The organism is Hymenobacter rigui, assembly GCF_003944715.1.
In the GTDB taxonomy this organism is placed as follows: Bacteria; Bacteroidota; Bacteroidia; order Cytophagales; family Hymenobacteraceae; genus Hymenobacter; species Hymenobacter rigui.
In genome coordinates, this window is the sequence record NZ_RWIT01000003.1 from 163,598 (window position 1) to 189,659 (window position 26,062).

At 59.4% G+C, this 26,062-nt stretch carries 28 protein-coding genes; 9 read left to right on the forward strand and 19 right to left on the reverse strand.

All coding sequences use genetic code 11. The annotated features are described in order from the left end of the window. The first annotated feature begins 298 nt into the window (after positions 1–298). Positions 299–1,744: a hypothetical protein gene (locus EI291_RS07750; RefSeq protein WP_125419236.1), complete on the forward strand. Its 1,446-nt coding sequence runs from the start codon at positions 299–301 to the stop codon at positions 1,742–1,744. A gap of 110 nt (positions 1,745–1,854) precedes the next feature. Here the strand turns inward: EI291_RS07750 and EI291_RS07755 are convergent, their stop codons facing one another. The 6 genes from EI291_RS07755 to EI291_RS07780 form a co-directional block, all read right to left on the reverse strand. Beyond that, a complete protein-coding gene (locus EI291_RS07755) occupies positions 1,855–2,547 on the reverse strand; it encodes a PD-(D/E)XK nuclease-like domain-containing protein (RefSeq protein WP_125419237.1) in 693 nt (230 codons plus the stop codon). Positions 2,548–2,634: 87 nt separating this feature from the next. Continuing rightward, positions 2,635–3,348 (reverse strand): hypothetical protein, encoded by a 714-nt coding sequence (locus EI291_RS07760; protein WP_205701579.1) that lies wholly within the window; start codon positions 3,346–3,348, stop codon positions 2,635–2,637. Positions 3,349–3,422: 74 nt separating this feature from the next. After that, positions 3,423–3,737 (reverse strand): DUF3846 domain-containing protein, encoded by a 315-nt coding sequence (locus EI291_RS07765; protein WP_125419238.1) that lies wholly within the window; start codon positions 3,735–3,737, stop codon positions 3,423–3,425. 55 nt (positions 3,738–3,792) lie between these two features. Then, positions 3,793–4,077: a hypothetical protein gene (locus EI291_RS07770; protein WP_125419239.1), complete on the reverse strand. Its 285-nt coding sequence runs from the start codon at positions 4,075–4,077 to the stop codon at positions 3,793–3,795. Beyond that, positions 4,074–4,385, reverse strand: coding sequence for a hypothetical protein (locus EI291_RS07775; RefSeq protein WP_125419240.1), 312 nt, complete (start codon positions 4,383–4,385; stop codon positions 4,074–4,076). Before EI291_RS07775 ends, EI291_RS07770 begins: the two co-directional genes overlap by 4 nt. Beyond that, positions 4,378–4,737, reverse strand: coding sequence for a hypothetical protein (locus tag EI291_RS07780; RefSeq protein ID WP_125419241.1), 360 nt, complete (start codon positions 4,735–4,737; stop codon positions 4,378–4,380). The genes EI291_RS07775 and EI291_RS07780 overlap by 8 nt, the downstream gene beginning before the upstream one ends. 177 nt (positions 4,738–4,914) lie before the next feature. Between EI291_RS07780 and EI291_RS07785 the strand changes: the two genes are divergently transcribed. The 5 genes from EI291_RS07785 to EI291_RS07800 all read left to right on the forward strand — a co-directional run bounded on the left by EI291_RS07785 (position 4,915) and on the right by EI291_RS07800 (position 8,313). Further along, entirely contained in the window at positions 4,915–5,319 is a 405-nt protein-coding gene (locus EI291_RS07785; protein ID WP_170172557.1) for an SLOG family protein, read from the forward strand. Positions 5,320–6,367: 1,048 nt separating this feature from the next. Beyond that, on the forward strand, positions 6,368–6,871 hold the full coding sequence (locus tag EI291_RS07790; protein WP_125419242.1) for a M15 family metallopeptidase: 504 nt from the start codon (positions 6,368–6,370) through the stop codon (positions 6,869–6,871). Continuing rightward, on the forward strand, positions 6,858–7,325 hold the full coding sequence (locus EI291_RS07795; RefSeq protein ID WP_125419243.1) for a hypothetical protein: 468 nt from the start codon (positions 6,858–6,860) through the stop codon (positions 7,323–7,325). The genes EI291_RS07790 and EI291_RS07795 overlap by 14 nt, the downstream gene beginning before the upstream one ends. 27 nt (positions 7,326–7,352) lie before the next feature. Then, positions 7,353–7,634: a hypothetical protein gene (locus tag EI291_RS22815; RefSeq protein WP_170172558.1), complete on the forward strand. Its 282-nt coding sequence runs from the start codon at positions 7,353–7,355 to the stop codon at positions 7,632–7,634. A gap of 148 nt (positions 7,635–7,782) precedes the next feature. After that, the gene (locus tag EI291_RS07800; RefSeq protein ID WP_125419244.1) at positions 7,783–8,313 is read left to right on the forward strand and encodes a hypothetical protein; all 531 of its coding nucleotides are present in this window, start codon (positions 7,783–7,785) and stop codon (positions 8,311–8,313) included. Positions 8,314–8,333: 20 nt separating this feature from the next. Here the strand turns inward: EI291_RS07800 and EI291_RS07805 are convergent, their stop codons facing one another. The 4 genes from EI291_RS07805 to EI291_RS07820 all read right to left on the reverse strand — a co-directional run bounded on the left by EI291_RS07805 (position 8,334) and on the right by EI291_RS07820 (position 13,290). Continuing rightward, positions 8,334–10,601 carry a T9SS type B sorting domain-containing protein gene (locus EI291_RS07805; protein WP_170172559.1) on the reverse strand — a complete coding sequence of 756 codons (2,268 nt, stop codon included), beginning with the start codon at positions 10,599–10,601 and terminating at the stop codon, positions 8,334–8,336. 363 nt (positions 10,602–10,964) lie between these two features. Continuing rightward, the gene (locus EI291_RS07810) at positions 10,965–11,384 is read right to left on the reverse strand and encodes a hypothetical protein (RefSeq protein ID WP_125419246.1); all 420 of its coding nucleotides are present in this window, start codon (positions 11,382–11,384) and stop codon (positions 10,965–10,967) included. Positions 11,385–11,401: 17 nt separating this feature from the next. Next, positions 11,402–12,724: a Y-family DNA polymerase gene (locus EI291_RS07815; protein WP_125419247.1), complete on the reverse strand. Its 1,323-nt coding sequence runs from the start codon at positions 12,722–12,724 to the stop codon at positions 11,402–11,404. 98 nt (positions 12,725–12,822) lie between these two features. After that, a complete protein-coding gene (locus EI291_RS07820; protein WP_125419248.1) occupies positions 12,823–13,290 on the reverse strand; it encodes a LexA family protein in 468 nt (155 codons plus the stop codon). 217 nt (positions 13,291–13,507) lie between these two features. Here EI291_RS07820 and EI291_RS07825 point away from each other — a divergent pair, with 217 nt between their 5' ends. Further along, on the forward strand, positions 13,508–13,768 hold the full coding sequence (locus tag EI291_RS07825; protein WP_125419249.1) for a hypothetical protein: 261 nt from the start codon (positions 13,508–13,510) through the stop codon (positions 13,766–13,768). Positions 13,769–14,143: 375 nt separating this feature from the next. Here the strand turns inward: EI291_RS07825 and EI291_RS07830 are convergent, their stop codons facing one another. The 3 genes from EI291_RS07830 to EI291_RS07840 are packed head-to-tail and all read right to left on the reverse strand — an operon-like array spanning position 14,144 to position 18,274. Continuing rightward, on the reverse strand, positions 14,144–14,755 hold the full coding sequence (locus EI291_RS07830; protein ID WP_125419250.1) for a hypothetical protein: 612 nt from the start codon (positions 14,753–14,755) through the stop codon (positions 14,144–14,146). 12 nt (positions 14,756–14,767) lie between these two features. Continuing rightward, the gene (locus EI291_RS07835; RefSeq protein ID WP_125419251.1) at positions 14,768–16,096 is read right to left on the reverse strand and encodes a restriction endonuclease subunit S domain-containing protein; all 1,329 of its coding nucleotides are present in this window, start codon (positions 16,094–16,096) and stop codon (positions 14,768–14,770) included. Between the two features lie 3 nt (positions 16,097–16,099). Beyond that, entirely contained in the window at positions 16,100–18,274 is a 2,175-nt protein-coding gene (locus EI291_RS07840; RefSeq protein WP_125419252.1) for an N-6 DNA methylase, read from the reverse strand. A gap of 118 nt (positions 18,275–18,392) precedes the next feature. On the opposite strand from EI291_RS07840, the gene EI291_RS07845 reads away from it, so the two are divergent. Both EI291_RS07845 and EI291_RS07850 read left to right on the forward strand, forming a co-directional pair. Next, the gene (locus tag EI291_RS07845; RefSeq protein ID WP_125419253.1) at positions 18,393–20,474 is read left to right on the forward strand and encodes an McrB family protein; all 2,082 of its coding nucleotides are present in this window, start codon (positions 18,393–18,395) and stop codon (positions 20,472–20,474) included. After that, positions 20,471–21,838, forward strand: coding sequence for an McrC family protein (locus tag EI291_RS07850; RefSeq protein ID WP_125419254.1), 1,368 nt, complete (start codon positions 20,471–20,473; stop codon positions 21,836–21,838). Before EI291_RS07845 ends, EI291_RS07850 begins: the two co-directional genes overlap by 4 nt. Before the next feature lie 712 nt (positions 21,839–22,550). On the opposite strand, the gene EI291_RS07855 is transcribed toward EI291_RS07850, so the two are convergent. The 6 genes from EI291_RS07855 to EI291_RS07880 are packed head-to-tail and all read right to left on the reverse strand — an operon-like array spanning position 22,551 to position 25,988. Then, positions 22,551–23,363, reverse strand: a complete 813-nt coding sequence (locus tag EI291_RS07855; RefSeq protein ID WP_240635430.1) for a hypothetical protein — start codon at positions 23,361–23,363, stop codon at positions 22,551–22,553. Then, positions 23,287–24,237 carry a hypothetical protein gene (locus EI291_RS07860; protein ID WP_125419255.1) on the reverse strand — a complete coding sequence of 317 codons (951 nt, stop codon included), beginning with the start codon at positions 24,235–24,237 and terminating at the stop codon, positions 23,287–23,289. The genes EI291_RS07855 and EI291_RS07860 overlap by 77 nt, the downstream gene beginning before the upstream one ends. Next, positions 24,234–24,836 (reverse strand): hypothetical protein, encoded by a 603-nt coding sequence (locus tag EI291_RS07865; protein ID WP_125419256.1) that lies wholly within the window; start codon positions 24,834–24,836, stop codon positions 24,234–24,236. The genes EI291_RS07860 and EI291_RS07865 overlap by 4 nt, the downstream gene beginning before the upstream one ends. Further along, positions 24,833–25,462, reverse strand: coding sequence for a hypothetical protein (locus EI291_RS07870; protein WP_125419257.1), 630 nt, complete (start codon positions 25,460–25,462; stop codon positions 24,833–24,835). Before EI291_RS07870 ends, EI291_RS07865 begins: the two co-directional genes overlap by 4 nt. Continuing rightward, positions 25,459–25,761, reverse strand: a complete 303-nt coding sequence (locus EI291_RS07875) for a MerR family transcriptional regulator (RefSeq protein WP_125419500.1) — start codon at positions 25,759–25,761, stop codon at positions 25,459–25,461. The genes EI291_RS07870 and EI291_RS07875 overlap by 4 nt, the downstream gene beginning before the upstream one ends. Then, a complete protein-coding gene (locus EI291_RS07880; protein WP_125419258.1) occupies positions 25,761–25,988 on the reverse strand; it encodes a hypothetical protein in 228 nt (75 codons plus the stop codon). The genes EI291_RS07875 and EI291_RS07880 overlap by 1 nt, the downstream gene beginning before the upstream one ends. Positions 25,989–26,062 lie beyond the last annotated feature (74 nt).

A 26,062-nucleotide genomic window follows, 5' to 3' on the forward strand; every position in this document is an offset into this window, starting at 1 on the left:
CCTCCGGAGCCTTAAAAATACCAGGATTTCACAGATGAGCCGGAAGCTACCGGCGGATGGTAACAATAAGAAAACACAGCCATGACTGGACGCCTTGACAGCGGCTTGGCGCGAGGTCTGGCAATAGCCGCGTAATCCGTCTGCACAATACCGGACAGCTTTTGGGTATACAGGTCAGAAACCGCTATTGACTATCCATCAGGCCAGATGCCGAAAATCCGTACTGGCACGGAGTTCTTTCTGACTTAACTATACATACATTCAACTATATATTCAATAGATCAAATCCTTGTTCGGTATGAGAAAGTCCCTACTCCTTTTGTCAATCGTCGCCAGCTACGTCCCACATGCCTTAGCGCAGAGCGAGGATAAGGATGACACCCGAAAAGGTAATCTTTTATCGGAAGAGCAATTTGACCAATTCTATACCCGCAAGATCACACACGCCATTACCGGGGAACGAAACCTTGGCTCATTGGCAAACTTCGCGGCCGTCAACATCACCAAACCTACCGCCACAGTCGGGCTGACCCGCATCTTTTCCTATAAGAACGATGCGGAGGTAAAAACTGCCTGGTCAGCTTTATCGGTTTCGGGAACCGGTGGATTCAATGAGAATACGGTATCCATCTTCTCCAACACCAGACTAAACAGCTCTGCGGATCTTAGTGCTAAATTTTCATTAATCCCCAAAGCGTTCCAAAAATATTGGAAGGATGTAACGCCATCTGTAGAAGATGCAGCAAACAAGAAAGAAAACAGAATTAAAAAATATTACAGCTACAAAATCAATGAAAGAAAATTATTAATAGAACAGTATACAAATGAGAAGAATACCATACTAGGCAAATACAGTTCACTAACACCCAAACCATCTACGGATCAGGATTTATTGAACTCCGCAAATGTTGATGCAAAAGACAAAGCAAGAATAAACGAGCTTAGCTACCAGATTGACAAGCTAAACCAGGGATATACTTCGGATGAAAAAACTGATGTACTGTTTAAAGCCAGGAAAGATTCTTTGGACTATATAAAGGAAAATTCACGGGTATCCAGTGTGCAGCTTGTATGGATTGATTTTATTATCGGAACTAAATATCAAAAATATTATACCTACAATGAGCCGGGCGACTACGCTACTAAGCTGGTAAAAAACGGATTGACGCAACCACGCTACGGCATTGCTATTAACCGGTTTTTGGATTCAAAATACTTAAAATGGAAGCGATACTGGAGGGTTGAACTTCTGTATGCAAGGACAAACAACACGGACCAACTGCAGACGCAGGTAATCAATACCATCAAGCAGACCGTAAATCCCAACAACTCTCTGCAGACTATCCAATCAGAAGATCAGGTTTCGGCGTATGATTATTCCAAATACAGAAGTTACTATGCATACTCTGTCCGGTTTGATCTGATACAGCCCATTTCCAAGGACGGAGCCGCCGCGCTCCATCCTTACTACAGCGTTATATCGCCAACGGGTAACGATTACACCAACGAATCCGGGCAGACACTCCCGACCCACACCGTTCAGGACCTGGGCGTTGGCCTGCTGCTGTCCATCAGTGATAAGGACAAGAAAGCACTCGTCAACTTTGAGCCCTATTTCACCTTGCGAGACCTGGCGGATAAGTATAAGCAAGAGGTTAACGGAAAAAGGCTGACTCTACTGCAGCGTAGTGATATTGGTATCCGGGTAGCGGTTCCTTTCGGGCATTTCTCCTCCCCTATGTAGCGCACGAACAGCAGAAGGCGGGTCGGCAGTGTGGATAGACTGCCGGCCCGCCTTTTTGTATCAGTATTGTTCCCTCTATTGGATGCAGGACGCACTTTTCGCGCAGCATATCACTGCACCTGCACGGTTTGTTCTGTACTCAACTTTTCGCTCAACGCAGGATAGTCCTGAGCCGCGTAGGCCCGCAGCAGCCGGCTGTACTTTTTGCGGCCCTGCGCCATGGTATCGGCATCAGCTGACAGTTCCACCAGCCAGATGTCGTGCGGGGCTTTCTTCTGGACGCCCACAATCAGGAACCTGTCGGCCCCCAGTACATCCGTGTAGAACGCAGCCTGGCGGTCGTAGTCGTACTGCTCGATGGTGGCCACAAACTGCGCGTAGTCGCGGCAGCTGGTGGTCTTGAAGTCTACCAGCACCTTGCGGCCGAGGCGGGGCGTTACGACGAGCAAATCCGGGCGAATCTTGACGGAGAGGCCGGTTTCAGCGTGGACGGCGGTGTGGGTCAGCTCGGCGGTACCCCGGTAGAGCAGGTCGCGGCAGTAGCGTTGGCGGCGCACGGCGGCGGCCAGGTTATCGAGCAGGCGCAGCTGGGCCGGGGGCAGCCCCTGGGGGGCGGTGTAGCGGTGGGGCTCCAGCACGGCCTCGTGGAAGGCCACGCCGAAGATGAGCGCCTGGGGGTTGCCGGGGCGGGTGAGGCCGAGAACCTCGTTTTTTAGATTGCTCAGGTCGGTATTGCTGACGTAAGGCAAGGCGCGGTGCTGGGCCTGAGTAAGGCCGTGGTGGGCCGTAAGGGTATGAAACATGAGTAAGGAGCTGGAAGTAGATGGGAAAAGGGAATGCCATATGGCCCCCTCCCCTAACCGGTTTCGGCTGGGTCGAGGGCCAGCAGATTAAGCAGCTACACTAGCAGATTCGACGGCCGGCGCGGCTTCGAGCCGGGCAGGGTACTGCGCCTCGTGGTAGCCCACGGGTAGCCGGTAGCCCTGCACTACGCGCATTTCGGCGGCACCCGTCAGCGTTTCTTCCCGGTACAAGTCGAAGTCGGCAGCAAACTCCTGGCGGGCCTGCACCTCGGCCGGGTCGGCGGGGGTGTAGCTGAACTCTACGATGTAATAGGTGGCGGGCTTGCCATCCTTCTCGGTCTGCTTCTTCTGCGGGGTGCAGGTCAGCACTACATCGGTCAATTTCAGGTCGTCGTAGAACAGCGAGGCATTGAGCTTCTGCAGGTTTTCGACGCTGTAGCCGTGGAACAGCACGGCGCACACGGCCCCGGTGGCGTCCACGAAAAACAGCTCGGCCCAGACCTTCTGGCCCATGTTCAGAATATTGTCGCGGAAAATCCGCAACGCTACCGGAATAAAGCTGAGCGTTTTGCCTAGTACCTGCTCCCCGCCCACGTTGAACACGCCGGCTTTCAGGTCGGCGCGGATTTGCCGGGGGTGGCCGGGCAGGTAGCGGAAGCGGCTGGTTTCGGTGACTTCGCCGGTGGCCTCGTCCACGGTGGCCGTCAGGTAGGCCCGGCTGGGCGTGATGGGTGCGGCCGGAGCGGCGGGCGTAACGGTAGCAGCTGAGGCGGGGGCGGTTGATTTAGTGGCGGTTGCCATAACAGAAGGAAGTAAAAGGTGGGGCCAGTCGGCGGCCGGCCCCTTCGCCGTGGTTACTGGTGCGGGCGCGGGGCCTAGCGGAACTGCTTATCGTGGCAGAGAATGGCGCGGCCCACGATGCTGTCCTGGCCCCGGGCGGCGGGCTGGTACTGGTACCAGAGGTAGGTAGCCAGCAGATTCAGGTAGCAGGGGTTGCGAAACTTGCCTTCGTCGTCGATGATGAGAATCAGCTCATCGGTGAGGCGTACCACGTCAACGGTCTGGCAGTCAAGCAGCTGGTAGAGCTCGGCCAGCTGGAAGCTACGGCCATTAGACGGGTGGATGGGTTGCGGCTCGGCGCGGTGCGGATCGAGCAAATGGGGCTGGTAAGTAGTAGCGGTGGCAGTCATCTGGTGAGGTATCGGGGCCCGCGCCGCCGTGCGTTGGCGCGGGCCGGTGGATGATTTATTGCAGGTCCCAGGGGTGCGGGTGGTAGTCCGCGGCGGGTTGGGGCAGCTCGCCGTAGCGGTCAGCCGGGCGCAGGCGCGGGGCATTGAGACGGGCGGCGGCGGCCGTGGCGGCCTCCTGGGTGGCGAAGCGGCCGGGGGCAGGCTCCTGCTGATAGTGGCCGGGGCCGCCGGGCACGGTGCCGGGCTTAGGCACGTCGCGCACCACGGCCCAGCCGGGGCCGGCGGCGTAGAGGCAGGCCGCGTACCAGCGGCCTGCCTGCTGCATGGGGGCCGTGCTCATGGCCGGCCCTCCTTGTGTAGCTGCGCCTCCAACTGCTCCTGTAAGGCCTGCTCCTGGCGGGCTCCCACGTAGAGCGGGCGGCCGGTGCGCAGACAGTACACCCCGCGCAGCTGCACATGCGGGGCCGCGCCTTTGTAGCTGTAGAACTCATCAGATATCCACTGCACGTAGTAGGCTACCGAGGCCATAACCTCACGCAAGCCGCCGAACAGGCCCACCGTCATTTCACGCTCGGGGAAGCAACGGCGGCGGGTGTAGCCGCCCTCCCCGACCGGGGCGGGGGCTACGGTGGTGGCCGCGCTACGCATGGTGCAAGCGGGCTACGCGGTGGCGGCGGGCCCGGCAGGCGAAGCCGGGGCGGAGCAGCTGCACCCCGCACAAGGCGGCGGCGGTGCGGCTGATGACGCGCTGAGCATGATGGCGACATACCGGAACCCCGGCAACGGCGGCGGCAGCCACGGCGGCGGCTACGGCCTGAAAGGGGCAGGCCCCACAAAGCGGCGACATGAACATGGCCCCGCCCACGGTGTAGGTAACCGTGAAATAGGTGGCGAGCTGACCGGTAAAGAGCTGGCAGGTGCTGATGGTAGCCTGCACAATGGGGGCGGGACCCGCCCAGGCGGCAGCGGCAAGCTGCGCGAACTGTAAGGAGGTAAGCATGGCTGTATGGGTTAGCCGTGGGGTGCGCTCCTGGCGGGCCGGGCCCTGCCTGCCTGTGCGCGGGTGCCCGGGCCTCTCCCGGACTACATTACTAATATACTGAAAACTGTAATATATATCAAAGAAAACAGTAGATATATTATTACAGAATACTGGTGTTTTTAACTATCTTATTATATGAATAATATACAAAAAACAGTAGCCGTAACGGGTAGCCGCGCGCTGGGCCAGTGCCCGGCCCTGCTGGCCCGCCTGGACGCGCTGCACGGAGCCGGCGAGGTGGCCAGGGTGGTAAGTGGCGGGGCGGCCGGGATAGATGAGCTGGCGGCCCGCTGGGCCATGCGAAACCTGGTGCCGCTGACCGAGTACCGGCCGGACTACGCTGCCCACGGCCGCGCCGCCCCGCTGGTGCGTAACGGGCAGCTGGTGGCGGCGGCCGACCTGGTGCTGGTGTGCTGGGATGGGGTGAGCCGGGGTACGCTGGATGCGGCCCGCCGGGCAGCCCGGGCCGGCAAGGCGCTGGAATGGCTGGTGGCACCAGCGCCCAGCGCCGGGCCGGTAGCCGGCGGGTTGGGGCTGTGATGCCTGCCGCGCCTATTGCCGGTGCGTGCGCCTGGGGCCACGCCTGACGCTGTGCCGGCCCCTGGCGGCGCGGCCGACCTGCCACCCCTGAATGCCAGGGGGCCCGGGGGGCCGCCCCCGGAACAACACCGCCCGGAGGGCACCTTATGAGGCCCCTGAATCATAGTGCCGCAGCAGGCCGCTGTAGCCGCTGCCGCAGCATTCGGGGCCGAGGCCGATGACCGGCCGACCAGCGGGAGGCAGGGCATGAAAGCCGCCGTGCGACCCGTCATACAGAGCGCAAAGCCCAACGCGGCGGCCTCCTGTAAACCTGAGCTGATACTCGTCGTCCGGGGAGGCAAAGCGGGCCGCCGTCAGCCGCTTCGAGCTGCATTCTTATGTAACTGTTATGTAACGGAACGCCCATTTTTTCGGTCTGCATTGGCTGGAAAATGAGGTTTCTTGTGTGATAATCATGTAACCGGCGACCTGGCAGGCAGCCTAGGCCGGTGCAGTAGGCGGGCGTCAGGGGGCGCAGCAGGGGCGGCAGGCAGGCCGACCAGTGGGAGGCGGGCCGTGGGGGCGGTAGCGGAGGCGGGGGGCCTTTTTCGGGCCCTAGGCCGGAGCGTGGCACGGCCTGGAACAGCAGCAGAATCGGTAGCTGGTGGGTGGGAAGAGGCTGGCTGACCAAGTGACGCAGGAACGCGGGAAGCGGGCCGGGCGGTGGGCTTCGGCAAGCGGAGGCCGGCCGACCGGAGGAAGGCGGGCCGGAGCGTGGCACGACACCCGTTGCCGCCGCATCAGGCAGTATCGGCAGTCTGCGCTAAGGATGGGAAGGGCCGGGCGGGGCGTATCGGGCGCCACTGTTGCAGCGGCTGGTATCATCGGGTATCGGAGCCCCGGCCGGGTGCGGAGCACCGCAGCGAAGCGGAGCCATGGACAGCCTGGGCCGAAGGCAGTGCCCATCAAAATAAGTCAATTCATTGCACCAGTAACACACGCTCATATTATTACATATTACTGTAAATTTATCATCTTTACTACCTCAACTACTTACACAAGTGCTTGTATGACCCGCGCTGTTGTTACCCGAAGTCCGCAACCGCCTCAGTTGACGGTAAAGCAGGCTGCCACGCAGGCGGCAAGACTTCGTCAGGCCTCCCCGACCCTGGCGGCGGCCTACGCGCAGGCGTTGAGCCGGTGGCTGGACGACCCGGTGCTGCGGCTGGCGGGGCGGCCCATCATTACGGAGTGCTACCGCTCGCCAGCGCGGCAGGATGAGCTGTACGCGCAGGGGCGCACGAAGCCGGGACCCATTGTGACCTACAAGCGCGGGGGCGAGTCGAGGCACAACCTGGGCCCTCCTACCCCGGCGCTGGACGTGGGGTTTCTGCTGGCCGATGGGTCGGTATTGTGGTCGGGGCTGCTGCTCTCGAAGTTCGCCCGACTGATGAAGGCAGCTGATGCACGGGTAGTATGGGGCGGGGACTGGGCCAGTTTCAAGGACCGGCCCCACTTCGAGGTGCTGAAGGCGGCAGAGCCAGCAGGGAAAGGAGGTGATGAGCGTGGATAGCCCAATTCTGGACAACTGGGGCGTGGTAACGTCGGGGGTAGGCGGTGGAGTGGCCGTGCTGCTGTATTTCGTGAAAAACTGGCGGGCGGTGGAGGAGCTGAAGGTGGCCTGCCAGAAGCAGGAGCAGCAGCAGTCGGCCCTGGCCCTGAAGGTGGACGACTACCATGTATCGGCGGTGGCGCGGGAAGCCAAGCTACGCGAGGAAATGAAGCTGCAGGCCGAGCAGGTGCGCAATGAGAGTCTGCAGCAGCGGGCCGAGTTGCGCAAGGAAATGACCGACCTGGTACTCAAGCTGACCGATCGGCTGGCCAACATTGACAAGACTATGGCCCTGGTGGAGGAACGCACCAAGGTGCTGACCGAGGCCAGCAAGGAGCAGGACTCGCGCAACAAGTGGGCGGACCGGATTCTGGCGCGGCTGGATAATACAAACGGGCCCCATGGTGGGGCCTGATGTTGAACCTATAACCTGTTGACTAGAATGGAAATGAAGAGAATGAGTGTACTGGACCGGGTGACGCTGCCCACGCCCCGGTTTTTTCGGAAGGTGCGCACGATTGGGGCCGCGCTGGCGGCGGTGGGCGGCATTATTGCCACGGCGCCGGTGGCACTGCCGGCCGTGGTGGTAACCATCGGCGGGTACCTGGTACTGGCTGGCTCGGTGGCGGCGGCCGTGTCGTCGGTGGCGGTGGACCCGGAGGCGGAACCGGTACGGGTGGAAACAGAAAGACAGGTAGAGCCAGGGGATGCTGCTTCATTGTAGAGCTGTCAGTATCATTCATCTACCTGGAGCCCCGGTCAGTCGACTGGGGCTTTTCTATTTGCCGGAAACCTGCTATTTGGTTAGTGAAATACCTTACCGGTACTGTGTTGCAGGAAAATTTTCGGGTTGATTCTTTCCATCAGACTTTATGGAGCAGGCTATACAGGAGCAAGAGCTAACGCAGGAACTGGCGCAGGAGCAACAAGAGTTGGCGGCACTGGTGGAACAGTGGGCGAAGCGGGAGGCAGGCGGCTCGGCGGCCATGCATTTACCCGCTGTTCAAGCTCACCTAGTGACCATACTGCTTAAACTGACCAGTGTGACAGTGGGCACGAATCTGCGAACGGCCCACGTAGCGACGGTTTTGGCCGGGTCACGGAGCATGCTGGTGAATGAGGTGCCGGCCTCCGCCGCCGACTGGCAGCAGGAGGCAGCAAGGCTGCTGTGGCCCACGGCATGGAATATTGGTACTAAGGACGGGCTACAGGTGGGCAGGATACTGGTTGGGATTGTGCAGCAGGCTGATGCCGAAGTACAGTTGGCAGACCTAGAACAACTCCTGGATCTAGTAGCTAGGCAAAGTGGAGTTGAGGATGCCGCTATTGCACTGGGCTGGGGGTATAGTGCCGAACCCGGAACGGGCATCCGGTTGCTGCTACTGGCAGGCATGAGCGAGTAGCGTTAACACAACGAAGGTACCTACCGAATGAGCGTTATGTGACCTTTGGCCGTCTGCTCGACTGCGTCGCAATCGGTAGTATACTTAACCAAATAGTAATAGACGCCACCGGCAACTCCTTGTCCGTCCCAGAACGTGCCATACTGCCGGGAAGTGAAGAGCAGGCGTCCCCACCGATCAAAGATTTGCAGGTGAAAGGTGCGCGCGTACGGCAACTGCAACTCAAACACGTCGTTTACCTGGTCGGCATTCGGGGTAAAGACGTTGGGAATATACGAGGTCGGCAACGGTTCGATGCTCACCTGCACGGGAGCAGAAACAGACTGGCAGCTGCCGTTACTGGTCTGGGCGCGGTACCACCCCGCCTGCGTGGCCAGCCAGGTAAGCGAGGCCGGGGGGCCTACGGCCTGCCACGGCCCCGTCGGGGCGGGGGCCAACTGCCACTGCACAGTACTGCCCGGAGCCAGAGCCGCAGCCAGCCGCAGCTCGGTAGAAGTAGCCCCACAGCGCACCAGCAGCGGCCCCGCAGGCTGAAGCAGGGGGGCCGCCAATGGGCGAACGGTGATAGTAACCGAATCGGAAACAGCGCAACGGCCCGTGCCGAGGCGGTAGCGGATCAGATGCTGCCCGGGTCCGGCCGTGGCGACGGTGAAGCGGCCCGTAGCCGAAACGCTGCCGGCCGGCCCACTCCAGATGCCGCCCGCCACCGAGGCCTGCAGTACCAGGGTGGTATCGAGACGGCATAGCACCGGAGGGCGGGACAGAATACGGACAACGGGAGCAGCAACTACCACGCTGAGGGTATCCTGAGAGCGACACACAGCAGAGCCGGGGGATACATACGTAATAATGTGGCGGCCCGGGCCAGCCAGAGCAGAGCTGAACCGGCCGGTAGTACCGGGGAGTATACCAGCCCCCTGCCAGGTTCCGCCTGGAAGATTTGCCAGCAGCTGCACAATGGTGTCGCGCAGGCACGTGAGGGCAGGAAACGCGGGGCGCAGAATGCGCACCTCGGCTCCCACGGTTATCCGCACAGTATCCCGGAACTGGCAGCTGCCCGCGAGTAAGGAGTAGGTTACCTGATGCGTACCGACCCCGGCAAGCGCAGGCGAGAACAGGCCAGTTGCCGGATTACTGATACTAGGGCCAGCCCAGCTCCCACCCGCTGCTGTAGCCTGCAGGAGCACGGGAGGATCTGACAGGCAGAATGGTCCGGCCGGCAGCACAGCCGGCTGCCCAAGCACGAAGGCCTGCCCGGCGCGCTGCATTCCTCCCGACAGTCGGCTGACGCCGCCAATGATGATGTTGTCAGAATGGTCGTCTACATCGGAAGAGGCCCCAAAACCATCGAACGCCAGCGGCTGAGGCGGCTCATAGCGGCGTTGCAACGTCCACGTATTCTGTACCAGCTCATAGCGGTACACGACTCCGGACAACGCAGAAGCCGGGCCGGTGCCATTGCTGACAAGCAGTACATGTCCATTCATGGATACCGTCTGCCCATACCGGCCACGGGAGCCATCCGGACTAAACAGGGTCTGGCGCAATTGCCAGCCCGTGGCTGTCCGCTCGTAGATACGTACCCCGTAGTTTGAATCGGAGCCAATGGCGGCGAAACGGCCATGCACGGCCACAGTGGTCGCCGTGAGCTGGCCTCTGGGGTACACTTCCGTCTGCACCAACTGCCAGTTCCCTGGGGTAGTTTGATGATAGAAGCTGGCTGATGGCTGCAGCCGCCCAAACCGGTCAATAGCCCCGACCACCAACTCATTGTCGTGAATGGCCACGCTGTAGCCGTAATCATAATTGACGCTGCTCGTGGGTGCCTGGAAAGTAGCAATGCGCTGCCAAGTCAGTATTGCCTGGGCCGGCTGCCGGAACAGATGCACTTCTCCGTTGCCCAACCCCGTGTTGTAGCCCACGACGGCCGTGCGCCCACTCATGTCCAGCGTCCAGCCGAAGCTGCCCAACGTCGCGGAGGGGTTCAGAATGAGCCCCGTCTGCACCCAAACAGAGCCGGTGCGCGTGAATACGTACACGGCTCCACTCGCGGAGCCAGGGGTGCCGGGGCGGGTATAGCCATATGCCCCAACCAGAGCGGTTGAGTCATCGATATACAGACTGCCACCGAAAGAATCTGCGGCCCGGGAACCGGGGGGAGCCAGCGTCTGGCGAAACACCCAGACACCGCCTACATACTCATAAATATGTGCCTCCCCCGGGGCCTGATCCAGAAACGAGCTGGAAGCAATGGCAAATCGGGAACTGACGCTGGTTGCCGTACCCATATTCGCGTTGGCGCGGGGAACAGGCGCATTGAGGACAACTAAGTCGCCGCATGGAGTGGAGGGTTGAGCAACCCCTGAAATAGCAGCTAATAAGCCAGCAAGCAGGATAAGGGGGCGAAGCAAAGTCGCCACTTTACTGTACATTTTTACTACGCGTTCATTCTAGTGAAGTACTACCTGGAATACAAAACGTCGATTAGCTGAAACTATATCGGATATCGGGTATTCTGGCACAAAAGAAATCAATCCTTCTGTTTTGCACTACAGTACCCTTATGGAATGAATGTGTACACAGAATTAAACCTATTAAACCTGCCGGCCAAGCATGCACCCTAACCTGATAATGTAGTACTACACAACATATCAGGCGGCCAACAGGTCGGTTTCGTAGTAGCAGTCCCAGTACCCGTTGTCGAGGCGGTAGACATTGACGCGGTGGACCAAGCCGGTACGGGGGTGGCGGGCTTTGAGTTGGCCGCGCCAGACAACAGGGTACGGCTGTGCATCAGCAGCAGGCTGCACGGGCTGGCCTAAGTCAAAAGCAAAACCGCTGGACGCCACGGCAACAATTTCCTCAGCGCCCTGCTCACCGGTAGTTTGTGCGGATGGGAGATTAGCAGCCGGGCTGCAAGCTGCTTCGTGCCAAGCCAGCAACTCGCCGCAGCTGGTGCAGAGCGCGGCATGAACATCATCGGGATAGTCGAGTGCAGCGACAGTATCGGAATCCTCCGACCAGGCAGCATCCAGGACCAGAGTTTGGGGGGCTTTTTTGCGGGTAGCCATTAGGTAGTTGTATTAGGTTATGAAACGGTTAGCAGATCCTCCAGTCGGGTGGTGAATGCCTGGCTTTTATGCCGGGCTTTGCCCTGCCAGGGCGCAGGCTGGCCGGCGGCCGTAATAGAAGCGGCGGGGCGCACGGTACCGCGGCCGAACTGACGGTTGAGCGTGTCGAGCGTTTGCATGAGCTGCTGGGCGCGTCCGGGTTCAGGAGCGGGTATTAAGGCTTCGGCAGCGGGAGCAAATAAACTCAGCTGCTGGCCCCGGCCGGGCGGCTCCAAGCCGTCGAGCACTACGCCGGCTTTCACGTACTGGCGGCCGGGCTCATAGAGCTTTTCCAGCAGGCGGCGGCCATAGGCCAGCAGCTGCAGGGTGTTGCTGGTGGAGCCGCCGGGCAGGGTGAGGGTAGCGGAGCGGGTGTACGGCGGTGGCAGGCGGGTATCGTAGCGGTCCTGGCTGAGGAACACAGTGAGGATATGGGCCTGGTCGTGCTGGGCGCGCAGCTTTTCGGCGGCGCGGCTGAGGTAGGTAGTAACGGCGCCCCAGAGGTCATCGAAGGCGGTGAGGCGGTGGCCGAAGGAGCGGGAGCAGCTGATGCTTTGCCGGGCCAGGGTACCATCCTCAGAGGGCAGCAGGCCCTGGCAGGGCTGGCCGCGCAATTCCTGAATAAGCCGCCAGCCGACGATACCCCCCAAGTGCTTGCGGGCCCACACCTCTCCTACCTGGCTCAGGTCCCAGGCCGTGCGGATGCCGTGGTCGTAGAGCTTACGGGCGTACTGGTGGCCGATACCCCAGACATCCTCAACCGGCAGGGCCCGCAAAGCCCGCTCCCGGCGGCTCTCGGTATCCAGACGCAGAATGCCCTGCAGCTCGGGATACTTCTTGGCCAGGCGGTTGGCGACTTTGGCCAGGGTTTTGGTGGGAGCCATGCCCACGCAGGTAGGAATACCGGTGCAGCGCAGCACATCCTGGCGGATGCGGAGGGCGCGGGCGTCGAGGGTCCCGCAGAAAGTAGTGAGGCCCTGCAGGTCAAGGAAGGCCTCATCAATGCTGTAAATTTCCACGGCCGGTACGTGCTCGGCCAGCCGGGCCATGACGCGGCGGGACATGTCGCCATAGAGGGCATAGTTGGAGCTCAGGGCCTGGCCCTGATGGTGGCGCAACAGCTCGCGCACCTCAAAAAAGGGAGCCCCCATAGCAATGCCCAACTGCTTAGCTTCGGCCGAGCGGCTGACCACGTTACCGTCGTTGTTGCTCAGCACCACCACGGGGCGGCCGTCGAGCCGGGGCTGAAAAACCCGCTCACAGCTGACGTAGAAGTTGTTGCCGTCGACGAGGCCGTACATACGGTGAGGTGGTGAAATGGTGAAATAGCGCGGGCCGTGCGGATGGTGTCAGGAGGTAAACATTTGCCCCCCCGCTCACCACCTCACTATTTCACCAGCTAGTCTCGGCTACGGAGCAGAGCCGTGAGCTTGCCGGGCAGTAGTTCGTGGACCACATGGGTCACCACTCCCCAGATGCGCAGGCTGTCGGGGTCGGTGATGTGGTAGTCGGGATAATCGGGATTTTCGGCCTGCAGCCACCAACTGGTTCCCCGGCGCACGAGACGCTTCACGGTGCACTCCCCTTCCACTACGGCCACCACGATATGGTTGTGGTCGGCCTCCAGGTGCTTGTCCACGGCCAACAGGTCGCCGGGGTGGATTTCGGCGTTTTTCATGCTCTCCCCCGTTACGCGGACCAGATAGGTGGCCTCGGGGTGGCGTAGCAGAATACGGTTAAGGTCAAACAGCTCCTCCAGCTCATCGGAAGCGGGAGATGGAAAGCCGCAGGGAACCAGCGTGGCGTACAGGGGCAGCCAGATGGTGGTAGTCGGGTTACCGACTTCAATGAGTTCAACGGAGGTCATACGGCACGGGCACTAGGTTGCAGGCACGGCAAGTATACTAACTAAATTAGTATATTGTTTTTATCTTCCGCCAATCCAACCCCGGACAAACTCACGCCTACTCTGAATAAAACAGCCTTTATGTACATAAAAATGGCATTACAGTCACTAAAAAAGTTTTCAAACCTCCCCTCTTTTACCTACCTCTACTCAAACTAAAAAACATAGCAATATTTGCATGCCTTACTTTCTGCCAGACCAGGATTCTTTACAGGAAATTTTCGGGGCTTACATGGCCAAGGGGCTGCGGTTCGAAGTAAAGCCGGACGCTTACTTCGGCTGTCATGCCCTGAAGGTGCTGTTTGCCGAAGGCAGCAACGCCGCGCCGGTGTTTCCGCTGCCCCCGGAGAAGATGCAGACGCCGGAGGCGGCGCAGCAGTGGCTGGAACAGCTGCGGGATACCCAGCTGGCGTTGATTACGCGGGGGATGCTGGAGTGAAGAAGATTGAGCCGCTTGCGGCCTCTCCTGCCCTGCTGCCGATGAGTTGTGGCGCTGGGGGCTACGTTGGTGTTTGTGGGGCCTATCAAGGCGTCGGTGTCGAGCATGGCGGTGCAGCTAGGTTGAGCATGCCTAATAAGCAGAGAAACGCCACTTATGAGAATTAGTGGCGTTTCTCTGCTTATTGCTTAAGGTGGATTACTTGGGCGTATTGATATAATTTACTCTACCTCGCAAGCATGTAGCGGCGGTGCGGCTGGCAACTTATTTCAAAATCATCCACGAAGTACGCGGCAAGGTCGGCTTAAGTGATGGGGTGAAACCACTGGCGGATATGGGCGTCCATAAGGGTCTCAACATAATCACAAATTAAGCTTACAAGGGTGGCACTCCTGATTCATCTAAGATGCGCTGTACATCTGCTCGGAGGCGAGAGAGAGCATGGCCCCAGTTCTCCCGACGACCGGGTTTTATTTGGATAGCAGAAGCTTGTACTTGCTCACTTTCGGCAGTTCGCCAGCGATATGATGTCATGGCATCCTCAAAATCGGCTCGTAATGGCAAGTCGCCGGTTGTGCTGTACAGCTTAACGATGCGCAACGAAATGGCAAATAGTGCCCGCGACTGGTGAACCGGCGTGCCGGGCCACAATTGATTGAGCGTGTCAACCGCATCCATAATGGCGTCCGCACAGTGTTGGGCATCTACAGTTAGCCCCGCGCCTACATGCTGAATATTATTGCGGTTATTTCGGTAGCCTTGTAACCGGCCTTGCAGCGCAGCATCAAGAACAACTCCTGGCAAAGTCAAGACTGCATGAAATCCTACTTCAAGATTAGTCCGATGGTTGTGCTCACGAGCTTTAGCTTTACAAGCAACTTCTACCAGATTATCACAGAGGACGTATGCCGCCCGCTCCTTATGACGAATAGCGGAGCAGAAGATTTCTACTATCGACTCAAGGGCATCAAGAATATCAGGTGGCATGGCAGATAGGAGTTAGACGTTATCAATAAACTCCTCTACTCGCCGCTGCGCCGCTGCCAGTAATTGCATTGCTTCTTGGCGGGCAGCCAGCCCTTTTTGTACAAGTGCTGAAATGTCTTGTTGCGCACCCTCAGAAAGTCGAGGAAAAGGAAAGGCTAGCACGTCAGATTCAGAAATAGTTGGGTACATAGAGGCCGTAGTGTACAAATCCAAAATCTCACATATCAGTGGCAGGCGCAAATACACCGTGAGCACTTCGGGCGTAGTAGCGGTAGGGCGCAATGCAATAAAGCCAGAAGTGCCTATCGCGCCGGCTTGTGCTTGACTAACAAACCCAGTAAGACGACGCAGTGGCCGGACCGATGATGTAACTACGTCACCAGCCTCTAAAACTGTCTGAGCGCGGCTTGGAGCCTCATCCATTGGGACCAATTCAGGCTCTAACCTTCCGCCTTCAACAACACCACCAATCTCAATATATTGAAAGAACCCTCCTGGCTTAGGCCGGAACTTGCTTCTTACCGGTCGTGCTACCATCCCAACTGTTAAGCCAGTCTTGCGCAAAGCCGCTAAAGTGCGTTGATACTTTGGCTGATAAAACTCCGCATCCATCCGCTCAGCCGCCATTACCTCCACAAACGAGGCCGTGTATGTTTTCGTAGTGGGCAGTTGCAGCCTGTCCAAACCTAGCTCGTGCAGCAGCAGCACCTCGGCTTCGTTGTATAAAACATTAGATGAAGCAACTGTTTGGTGAGCCGCTTCTACTGATTCGCTCAGGTTATCGGCCAACTGAATTATTGCTTCGGGAATTCGAATGGCTAGCAGCGTATCGGAGTTAAAGCGTGGGTGAGCCGAGCCAGTCTGGCTCCATTGCAAAATAGTCTGCACCGGCTCACTCAGCAAATAAGGTAGCAGCCACGCCCCCGATGTCAGCCCACTTTCCGGGCGTAAGCGCAGCACAATAAACTCGGGAGAAACCAACAGTACATGTGGCAACGCAGGCACTACTACTATCTCTTTCAGATAGGAACGCAGCCTTGACACGATGATGTCGCCCGTTTGTACCCGCTTGCGGTTGCTTAAAAAATCGGCCTCCGTAATGTCCGTTCCAGGGCGCAGCAGGCTACCTAGCGCGTCGGTCAGGTCATACAGCCGGGCTGGCCCTTCTACTGTGCCCGGCCGCACGGTATCCTGAACTTCTTCAAATAGCTCGCCAACGGTGCGGCCAGACAAAGATGCCAACCGGCTTAAGGTGCGCAGCTTGGCCGGGTGGTAATGTTCCGCCGCCAGCATAAAATCTTCGCCTAACTGGGCGAATTCAACGATGCTCCAAACAGCCATTGCCTATTCCTCCTCCTGCCAAAACGTGAGTCCTTCGGCCTGCGCGAAGTCAATAAATTTCTCGGCGATGGTTTCGCGCTGGGGCAGGTGTTCCAGAATGCGCGTCAGCGCCTTGGCTTTGGCGGCCAGTAGCTCGTCGTCGTCGGCGTAGCGCAGCTGCTGACGCTTCCATTGGTCGAGCACCATTTGACGCTGGTCAAATAGGTCGTGGTCCACGATGGGGTGGCCTTCGAGGTCGAGCAGCGGGCCGTTGAGGTCGGGGTCGGGCACGTACACGTATTCGCCCCGCCCGTCCTTGCCCGGCACTTCCGAGGTGGCGAAGAACACCGGGTAGTTGGCCTGAAATGGGCACAGCGGCCCGGCCTTGGGGTCGTCATTCCACTTCTGCAAAAACCACACGCTGGTTTTCGTGCCCGTGTGCGGCTTAAACGTATCCACGCCCAGCCCCACTACACCCAGCACGCGGGCGTGCTGGGCTACCCACCAGCGCAAAGGCCCGTCGGTGATGTTGTTGAAGCGCCCCTGCGGCAACACGATGGCCGTGCGCCCACCAGGCCGCAAAAAGTCGAGGTTGCGCTCTACAAATAGAATGTCGCGGGCCTGCCGGTCCTGCCACTTCCCACTATCGCGGAAGCGGTGACGGTCGGGGTCGGTCTGGAACAGGGCCAGCTGCACGGGGTCGTCGGCCAACTTCTCGGGGTCTTGTCCGTGGTACTTCTTGGCCAGCGCGTACTGCCGCAACACCCGCGTGTCTGACACGTCGCCCGCGAAGGGCGGGTTAGCCAGCAACACGTCGAAATCGAAGTAACGCATTTCCTGCTCGTTCAGCTTCTTATCGGCCAGGTTACCAGCCTTGCGGAGTCGGGGCCGCAGGCCCACTCTCAGTTCGTCGCTCCACTGCTTGGTGTCAAGGGTGTTGGCCCGAAATACCTGCGTCTTGCCGTCGCCCGCAATCAGGTTCAAGGCCCGCGCCACTTTTACCGAGCGGGCATCGAAGTCCAACGCGTACACCATTTCGGCGGCGTAGGCCGCCTGCGTGGGCGTGGGGCCGGCCGCCGTAAATTCGCCACCCCACACGTGGAAAATGCTATGTACCGTGAAGCCGCACGAGCCCGCCGCCGTGTCAATCACGTACTCGTTGCGCTTGGGGTTAATCATTTTCACTGCCATGTCGATGACGTGGCGCGGCGTGAAATACTGCCCCTTCGAGCCCTTGGCTACGTTCACCGTCAGGTACTCAAACGCCTCGTCGATTACTTGCAGGTTGGAATTAAACAACACGATATCCTGCAAAAACGACACGCAGGTTTTGAGCTGTGCAGGATTCAGGTCGATGCGCTCGCCCTCCAGAAACACCCCCGGCCACTTGTCGCGGGCCTCCTCAAACAGGCCGTTTATTTTGTCATACAGCTGCGTTTCGGTGCTGCCGCCCAGCCGGAAATGCACCTCTTTGCTCTTGCGTAGGTTCGTGGCCTTCCACTCATCATAGAGCTTGGCATAAATCAGCTTAAATATTTCCTCAAAGGCATCTACGCCCGCGTTGGACAGCACCAAATCCTCTAGGTCCAGAATAATTTCCTTGAGCGTGAGTCGCTCCGTAACCAGCTTATTGCGCTTCTTTAGTTCGCTGATGGTCACCTGCTCGGCAATCACATCCGCCAGCGTTTCATTGGCCATGGGCAAGCGGGGCACGCTGATAAATGTGTGACGGCCCTTCTCTACTTCTTCCCGGTGCATTATCACCAGCTTCTGCCCGTTAGTCCAAGCCACCAGAGGAGCACCCGTAGCGTTGGCGTAGCTCTTGAGCTGTTCCATACCGTCTTTCTCCTTCGGCCGCTTCACCTCCACAATCAGGTAAGCAGCCTTCAAGTCATCAGGGTCGGTAATTAAAATATCGGCCGCCTTACGCAAGTCGCGCCCCATCTGCACCGCCGTTTCCACCTGAATGCGATTCTTGGGGTAGCCGTAGCGCCCGTTAAGCTGCCGCAAAAACAATTGTCGGACGATTTCTTCAGGCTTAGCAGGCCGGTCTTTGCCACTTACATGGTCGCGTAGGTATGGTTTTCCTTTACGGTCAAACAGTTCAAGCGCCCCTATTTCTTCGGGTGAAAACAAGTCAATCCGGAACTCCGTGTTGTTCAAAATATCACGAAGGGTAAATATGCGTTGTTCGGTCATATAGCAGTTCTTTGCAGCAATGATGGCTCTAAGTCCTCGTCAAAGAAACAGCTAAGTTGATTGGTAAACAAAGCTCAGAATATAAGCACTGATACAGTTTTTACCCGTTCTTGTTAATATGTATACTTGGGTACCCTTCTTCCGAGAGCTAGCCCAGAAGCTAGCCGATTACGAAACGAACCAGACGCAGCTCGTGGCGCTGCTGCAACAAGCTGAGGTAAAGGTGGGTGACGACCAGTACGCCGATGGTACCATGGGGCCGCTGCAGGTAATGGACCCGTTTACATTTTTTTCGCTGTGCACTAAACACGGCAAGACCAAGCAGCTCACAATTTTTACCTCGCTGGGCCAGCAGCTCCACTTGCGCACCCCCGCCCCCACCGATACGGATGGGGTGCCGACGGCCCCGGCTCAAAAGGCTTGGCTGTTCGGGTACGCCAAGGACCGGCAGCCGGGCGACGTGCCGCTGCTTTGGCAACTGTACCGGCAGGTGCTAGCGGGGCGGGTGGATGATGAGACGTTTGCGCAGGTGCTGGACCTGCACGGGGTGGCGTGGCCAAAGCTGACGCAGGGCCTCAGCTGCCTGGACCCAGAAGCTTATCTGTCGCTCAATAAGCAGACCCGGCCCTACCTAATGCAGCAGGGGCTTAAGTATTCGTTCGACTCGTTTAGCGAGTATGCGCAGTATCAGCAAAAGATTGGGGAGCAATTAAAGCAGCCACTTTATACCGTTTCGTACGAGGCCTACATAGCGAACCAGACGGCGGCGGATGCAGCGGAACCTCTGGCCGATCTGCCGGGTGACCAAGATATACCCCTCTCGCCCATGAGTACGGCGCCGGCATTTTACTGCGTGGGGGCCTATTGGAGCGGTAACGACCAGACCAAGCGCTTCGTGAAGGAAGGTATTTGGCAGAACGGCTACACCGATAAGTTTTTGGACAAGGTGAATGCGGTGCCCGTAGGAGCAGGCATTGTTATTAAGTCGGCTTACACCCGGAAGGTAGACGGGGCCTACGTATCGGCAATGATGATTAAGGCGCGGGGCCGAGTGACGGCGAATCCGCAGAATGGTGTACTGCTGGAAGTGGACTGGGAAACGGATTTTGAGCCGTTTGAGTTGATTGGCCAGGGTAGCTACCGACTCACGATACATGCCTTATGGAAGCCAGAACACATAGCGGCAATGTTTGAGCTGCCGGACGTAGTAACGCCGCCTATACAGCCCCCAAAGGAAGACCCCGAACCGATAGAACGAGTGTACCCTGACCCGGTTCCCTACGCGCTGAACACCATCCTGTACGGCCCACCCGGTACGGGAAAAACCTATAAAACGCTGGAAATTGCCGCGCACATTGCCACGGGCAAGGAACTGGTTGGCGACTCGGCCAAGGCCAAGCACATAGCGGCCAAGGTCACGTTCGACCAGCTACGGGGCCAGCAGATTGAGTTTGTGACCTTCCACCAGAACTACACCTATGAAGATTTTGTGGTGGGTGTCAAACCGAGTCTGCAGGGAAAAAAGCTGGGCTTCGAGCGGCACGAGGGGGTGTTTTACCGCATCTGCCAGCGAGCCCGGGCCAACTATGACCACCCGACCGACGCGCTGCGCAACTACGTGCTGGTGATAGATGAGATTAACCGGGCGAATATGTCGCGGGTGCTGGGTGAGCTGATAACGCTGCTAGAGGAAGACAAGCGCTTAGGTCAACCCAACGAGTTGAGTGTGACCCTGCCAATGGCGGGGCCCGTACCCGAACATGGCGGCGTGGCCCCGCTGGAAGTACTAGCCGTACCGCCGAACCTGTATGTTCTGGGCACGATGAACACTGCCGACAAGTCGATTGCCTTGCTGGACGTGGCGTTACGGCGGCGGTTCGAGTTCGTGGGACTGTACCCCGATTATGAGGTGGAAGGCCTATCGGATCTAGGGCGCAAGGTGCTGATGAGCCTAAACGCGCAACTGTTGGAGGCTAAGAAGTCGGCCGACTTTTTGGTGGGCCATGCTCTGTTTCTGGGTAAGACCGACGCGGCACTGCCCCAGGTGCTGAACCGGCAGGTGCTGCCGTTGCTGCTGGAATACTACGGGGGCCGAGCGGACCTAGTAAAGAAGATGGTAGGTGTGGCGCTAACCGGTACGGGCCTTACAATTGGAGAGGAAAGGTATCAGCTGCGCGTGCAAGCGGAGCCGGCGGCATGAGTGCGGCGCTGACCATTCGGATGCAGGAGCATCAGATCTCCGATGTACCACTACCGGTTAACTTCGACGTGGAGGGGCTACAGGATTACCTGACGGAAGTATGGCGAAGCCGGCGCCTGCTGGCCGACGAGGTGCTAGGTGATGCAGGAGAAGCCGAGGGTGGCCAGCACCGGGCCCAGCTGCTGGACTTACTGCCTGGCGGCTGGGTGCGGGCTCGCAACTACGTGGGCGTGGTACAATGGGACGGTGTTCGGATTGAGGTGTACCCGAAACTGTTTGCCCACGACGCACCCGAGAGCGGGCGGTGGTTTGCGCATGTATTATGGTGGCTGTCGTACTGCCGACGGCTGCGGTTTCCATTCGCGGGCGTACTCACGGAACTAGCGGCCGTGAACCAGTTCCCGGAGGCGCTGATTGCGCAGTTCGCGCGGCTGGCATATCATTTGGTGACCACGCAACCCCACTCACAGTACCAGGCGGTGGAGGAGCCGCTGACTTACCCACGGGGCCGACTACAGGTGGCAGCCTCGGCGCGGGAGAGTCTGCGTCACGGGAAATACCACCGGTTGGTGTATAGCCATGAGCCTTTCGTGCACGACAATCGACTGAACCGGTTGATACGCTACGTGGCCAGGCAGCTGCACGGACAATGCCGGTTCGCAGAAACGGCGGACCTGCTGCGGCAGGTGGAATTTGTTTTAGATGAGGTGAGCGACCAACCAGCTACTGTGGCCGACTGCGACGCCGTGCAGCTCACTCCTCACTTCGCCGATTACGGGCCGTGCGTGGCCATGTGCCGGTTCTTTCTGGCGCATAGCTACCTAGACCTAGATGTGTGGGCGGCCTCGGCTTCCAGCTGTTTGCTGGTGCCAATGGAGTACGTATTTGAGGACTTTCTACGTGGCTTTCTAGAAGTCCATTTTGGGCAGCAGTACGCGGTGGCGTATCAGTCGACGGGGTGGCTGACGGACGAGGGAGTGTTTCAGTTGCGGCCAGATTTAATATTAACCTGCCGCACGACGCAGGCGCAGCTGATAGTGGATGCTAAATACAAGAAGCGCTTCGGCCAGGAACAAACCCGTAAGGCCGGTATTGGGCAGGCCGACTTGTACCAGATGCTTAGCTACGCCCTGAAACGGGAGTGCCCGCGGGCGCTGCTGCTCTACCCAGCGGCTGATGGAAAGCAGCCCACCGCCGCACGGCGGTTTAGCGTAAGTTCGGGACTGCTCCGGCCGGAAGTTAGCTGTATTGCGTTGTGGGCGGCCAGCGTGCCTATATCGGGGGGAGTTGGGGAGGAAAATGAGTGGATAGAGGCCCTCGCTCAAAGCTTGCACGAGGGCTTGGGGCTGGTATTCAGTGGTTGATAACGAGCTTAGTAGTTTGCCCAGGATAAGGTGCGAGCTCTTCACTAGGTAATGGTTGTACCTGTAAATCACGTCGGCTAGGGCAGCGAAATAGTAGCGGCAGTATTTGTCATTAACAAGTGCAGACCGCGGTGCTTAAATAAGGCAATAAACCCTACCAAGTGCGGGCCACGCAATTCAGCACACCGGCAGCCTTTATCTGGTTGAGAAAGACAATTTGCTCCGGGCGTAGCCGTTCCTTATCGAACTTGACTTCGCAGGCAAGAAACTTGCCGTCGGAGCGGCGGTAACCCAGAATATCTTACACGCTCCGGCAGGAATTGGGATGAGGGCGCCAGCGGCCGGTGTTTGGATCATACTCAACACGGTTGAGCTGGCTCCAGACCCTTAAAGCCGTGGGCGTCTAAGTAGGCCAGGATAGTGGCGGTGAACTGGTGAACTACTGGCTGCCATGGCTGCCGTTGTCATAGTCAAGGGAAATTAGGGCGTGGGCTTCATGAGGCCGGAATTTCTATGAAAGTTCGGAACGCTATCTGCTTAGCTACTTCCTCGGCGATAGTGGGGCACTCGGGGCTGAATGTTCGGCGCTTGGGTGCTTTACAGGCCTGCATGCTTCTGACCGGGGGTTTCTCGTTAGTCGCGATGGTAGTGACGCGGTAGAGGCTGCCACAGCGGGCGTGGTAGTAGAGCATAGGGTTCATACGCCCAAATGCTATGTGTTCACAATCCCCCACTTCTCAGCGAAGCGGCGGGTGGCCTGCTGGTGGCGGCGGGTTATCTGCTGCTGGGCGGCTTCGGAGGGCTGCCAGTCGGGCCTGGGGTGGCGTTGAATGGCCTGCTGCACCTCGTAGCGCTGCTGCTCGGCCTGCGCCATGCTCACCAGGCCGCGACGGTATTTCTGCTTGATGAGGGTGAGCTTGTCGCGCAGGTGTTGAGCGTTGGGGTGGCTGTCGGGAATCATCAGGGCCACCGACTGCACCAGCCTGGGGGCGGCCTGTTGGAGCTGGTGAAGGGCTACGGACTCCTGGCTGATGGCCTGGGCTTTGCGGTCGAGGTGCTGATTTTCGAGGGACTGGGCTTTGCGGGTGAAGTAGTCCCGGATGATTTCATATACCCTGGCGGGGTCGAGGGCGTTGAAAAACCGGGTGCCGTTGGTGCGGGCTTCTTTGAGGGCCAGAATGATATCCTTGACGCTGTCGTGGGTGTAGGTCTGGGCCAGCGTATCGGCCAGTTCCAGAATGTCGGCGGCATCGGGCTTCTCGGCTACGCGGACGCTGTCGACGAAGGCCCGCAGGATGATGACCAGCAGCTTTACTACCACGTCCTCCCCTACCTGCTTTTTCAACTGGAAGAGCTTGGGAGCGGCGGCGGCCTGGGCTACGGTGAGCCCCACCGACAGCTCGGCCAGGGCCAGGCGGGCGTGGGGGTTGGGGGTGCTGGCCAAGTAGCTACTGGTCGTACTTGGAGCGGAAGCCAGTTGCAGCAAAGAAGTTTCCGGCCGGGGGCTGCCGATGGAGGGTGCCATCGGGGCGGCGCTGGACGTGTGGAGCGAGTTTGAGGCGGTTATCGGCGGCGTCATTGAGCATGAATCGTTTGGCGGTGGCAACCCAATCCTTGCGGGTGGGCTCTAATCCGGTTTTTTTGTCGCGCCACGTCGCGACCAGCTGGTGGTAGTGGCGCAGGTCGGCCAGCTCGTAGTCGGTGCCCTGGAAGGCCTGGATGAAGGCCGACACCTCCGCAAGGGGGCTCTGACTGAAGGGCAGCTCGGGTAAGGCAGTGCGGCCCCGTTTTATGCGCGGCGTCCCGGGGGCCTGGTCTGCGCTATTGGGCGGGGCGGTGTAGTCGAGCAGTTCCGCCCCTGAAAGCTCCTCTCCTTCCTGCACCGTTATTTTTTTTTGGTGCAGTGCGGCGTCGCCCTCGTTTACTACTCCCCTGTTTACACTATCTGTTTTACCATATAAGGTATGTTCGGGCACTTCTGCCCCTGATACCCTGCTCACCGGGAGCAGTTCTGCCTCAAGTGCTTCGGGCAGTTCTGCCGCCGGTAACGCGGTTTTATCGGGGGCACCTCTGCCCATAGTAACCGGGTTTACAGGGGGCAGAAATGCCCCCGATAAATCGGTGAGGTAGCAGCGGCTTTTCTCGTGCCGGGACTGGCTGGGATGGTAGGTCAGCAGGCCCCAGGCAGCGAGGTCGTAGAGGGTGGCCCGGTAGGTACGCTCATTGCCGATCCGGGCGGCCTGCATGATGGCGGCACGGTCAATGGTTAGGGCTACGGGGAAGCGGGCAGCGTTCCATTGATAGAACAGGGCCCAATACAGGCTGACGTGGTGGGGCCGGGCCCCGGGACAGGTGCTGAGCTGCTGGTGGGCGGCCATGGCGTGGCGGATGAAGTTCATGCATGGGTCGTGCTGAGGGGAATGAACGGCTCATCAAGGGCGGTGAAGCCGGCAACCGGGGCGAACAGGTTGAGCTGTCGGGCGGCGGCACGGTGCTTGCCGCGCAGGGCCGCTTCCACTTCCGCCAGCGCCTCCTGCACGGCGGCTTCCAGCAGGCCGGCATAGGCGTATTCGGAGCCGGTCTCGTCGTCGTAGGCCACGTAGGGGCTGGTGAGGTTGAGTACCCGGTTACCGGACAGCCGGCGCTGGCCGATGAGCGTAACCCCTCCCCCGCCGCGGCCGATGCTCAGGCCCGTGACGCTGAAGCTGTCGAAATGCGCGGGTAGCTCCGGGGCGTCATCGTCGGGCCAGAAGTCGGGGGTTTCGCGCAGCTGCTCGCAGAGCAGGCACAGGTGCGGGATGAGGCGGGCGAAGCGGTGCTGCAGGTCGGGATGGACGGGCTCCGGGCTGGTGAGCGTAAAGACGCGGGTCGGGGCTTCCGGGTCGCGCTGCTCGGTAAATTCGGCCTGCAGCTGGCATTCCCTGATTTTGGCCTTCTGGATGCGGATGAGGGATGAGGCGGCCTCGGGGCCGACGATGGGGGCGAGCTGCTGGTTCATACCGGTTGGAAAGCGGAGTGGTGGGCGTGAAAGACGGCGGCTGAGAAGCCACGGGGCGTAAGGCTGCGCAGGTTGGCGCGGTTTTTCGAGCCGGGCACCTTGTCGACCATGGAGCCCTGCACCGGAAAGACGGGCCGCTTCTCGGGCATTCGGAAGCCGTGGCCGGTCCAGAGGCAGGTGCGTTTGGTGTAGGCCTCAGTTTCGGGGTCGGGAAGCCAGCCGGCATACTCGCAGGGGTCGAACTGGTAGTCCGGCTCGCGCCAGTAGTGCCGCAGCTGCCCCCGGGGGTTTTCCAGGAAGTAGGGCGCGCCCAGCCGCTGGCAGAGGTCGGCGGCGGCCCCTACCAGGTCGAGGGCAGCAGCCAGGGCCCGCAGGCCTTTTACCCGGAACAGGTGAGCCCCGGCGTTGCTCAAGTCGGTACAGGGTGGAAAGGCCGCCACGAAGGCCACCGGGCCGGGCGGGGGCACGAAGCGGCGCATGTCGCCACCGACCAGGCACACGTTGCCCTGCCAGGTTTCACCGGGCGGGTGCTGCACGTCGACGCAGTAGCAGACGTAGCCGGCGGCAGCCCAGGGCGCGACAAAGCGGCCGGAGTGGTCGAACAGGGAAATAACCAGGGGACTCATGCCGTAGCCACCAGCATAGTGGGACGATGGTAGCGGCGCGGGTAGGAATCGAGGGCAGATTGGCGGAAACCCCAATCCTTGTCGTTGAGACGCACGCCCTGGATACGGCCGGCCCGGCGGGCACGCAGCAGGGCGCACACGGACAGGCCGATGTAAGCGGCCGCCTGGGCGGTGGTCAGCACCTGATCGGGCTTCGCGGCGACGGCCGAGGCGCGGGCAGCTTCGGCCTGCTCCAGCTTATCGAGGCGGGCCAGATGGGCGCGCCACTCGGTTTCAGGGATAATGATAACGGCCTGCATCACGCATCGGCAAGTTGGCGGGCCCGTTCTTCGAGTTGGCGGCGGCGGGTGAATTCTTCCTCAGCCACCTCCAGAAAGGCTTCGGCTACGTCGTGGCGCTGCACCTCTCCATTAATCACCTTATACACCAGCGACACGCTGACCTTTACACTTCGCTGCTGCAGGCGGGCCACCGTAGCCTGCACAACGGATGATTTCTGTCCTAGTCGCTCCAATACTTTACGCATAGGAGTAGACTCTTTACCGATTTCTTTCATGTTATTTGCAAGATTTATGTATATTGTAGAAGTGAAAGCACTTT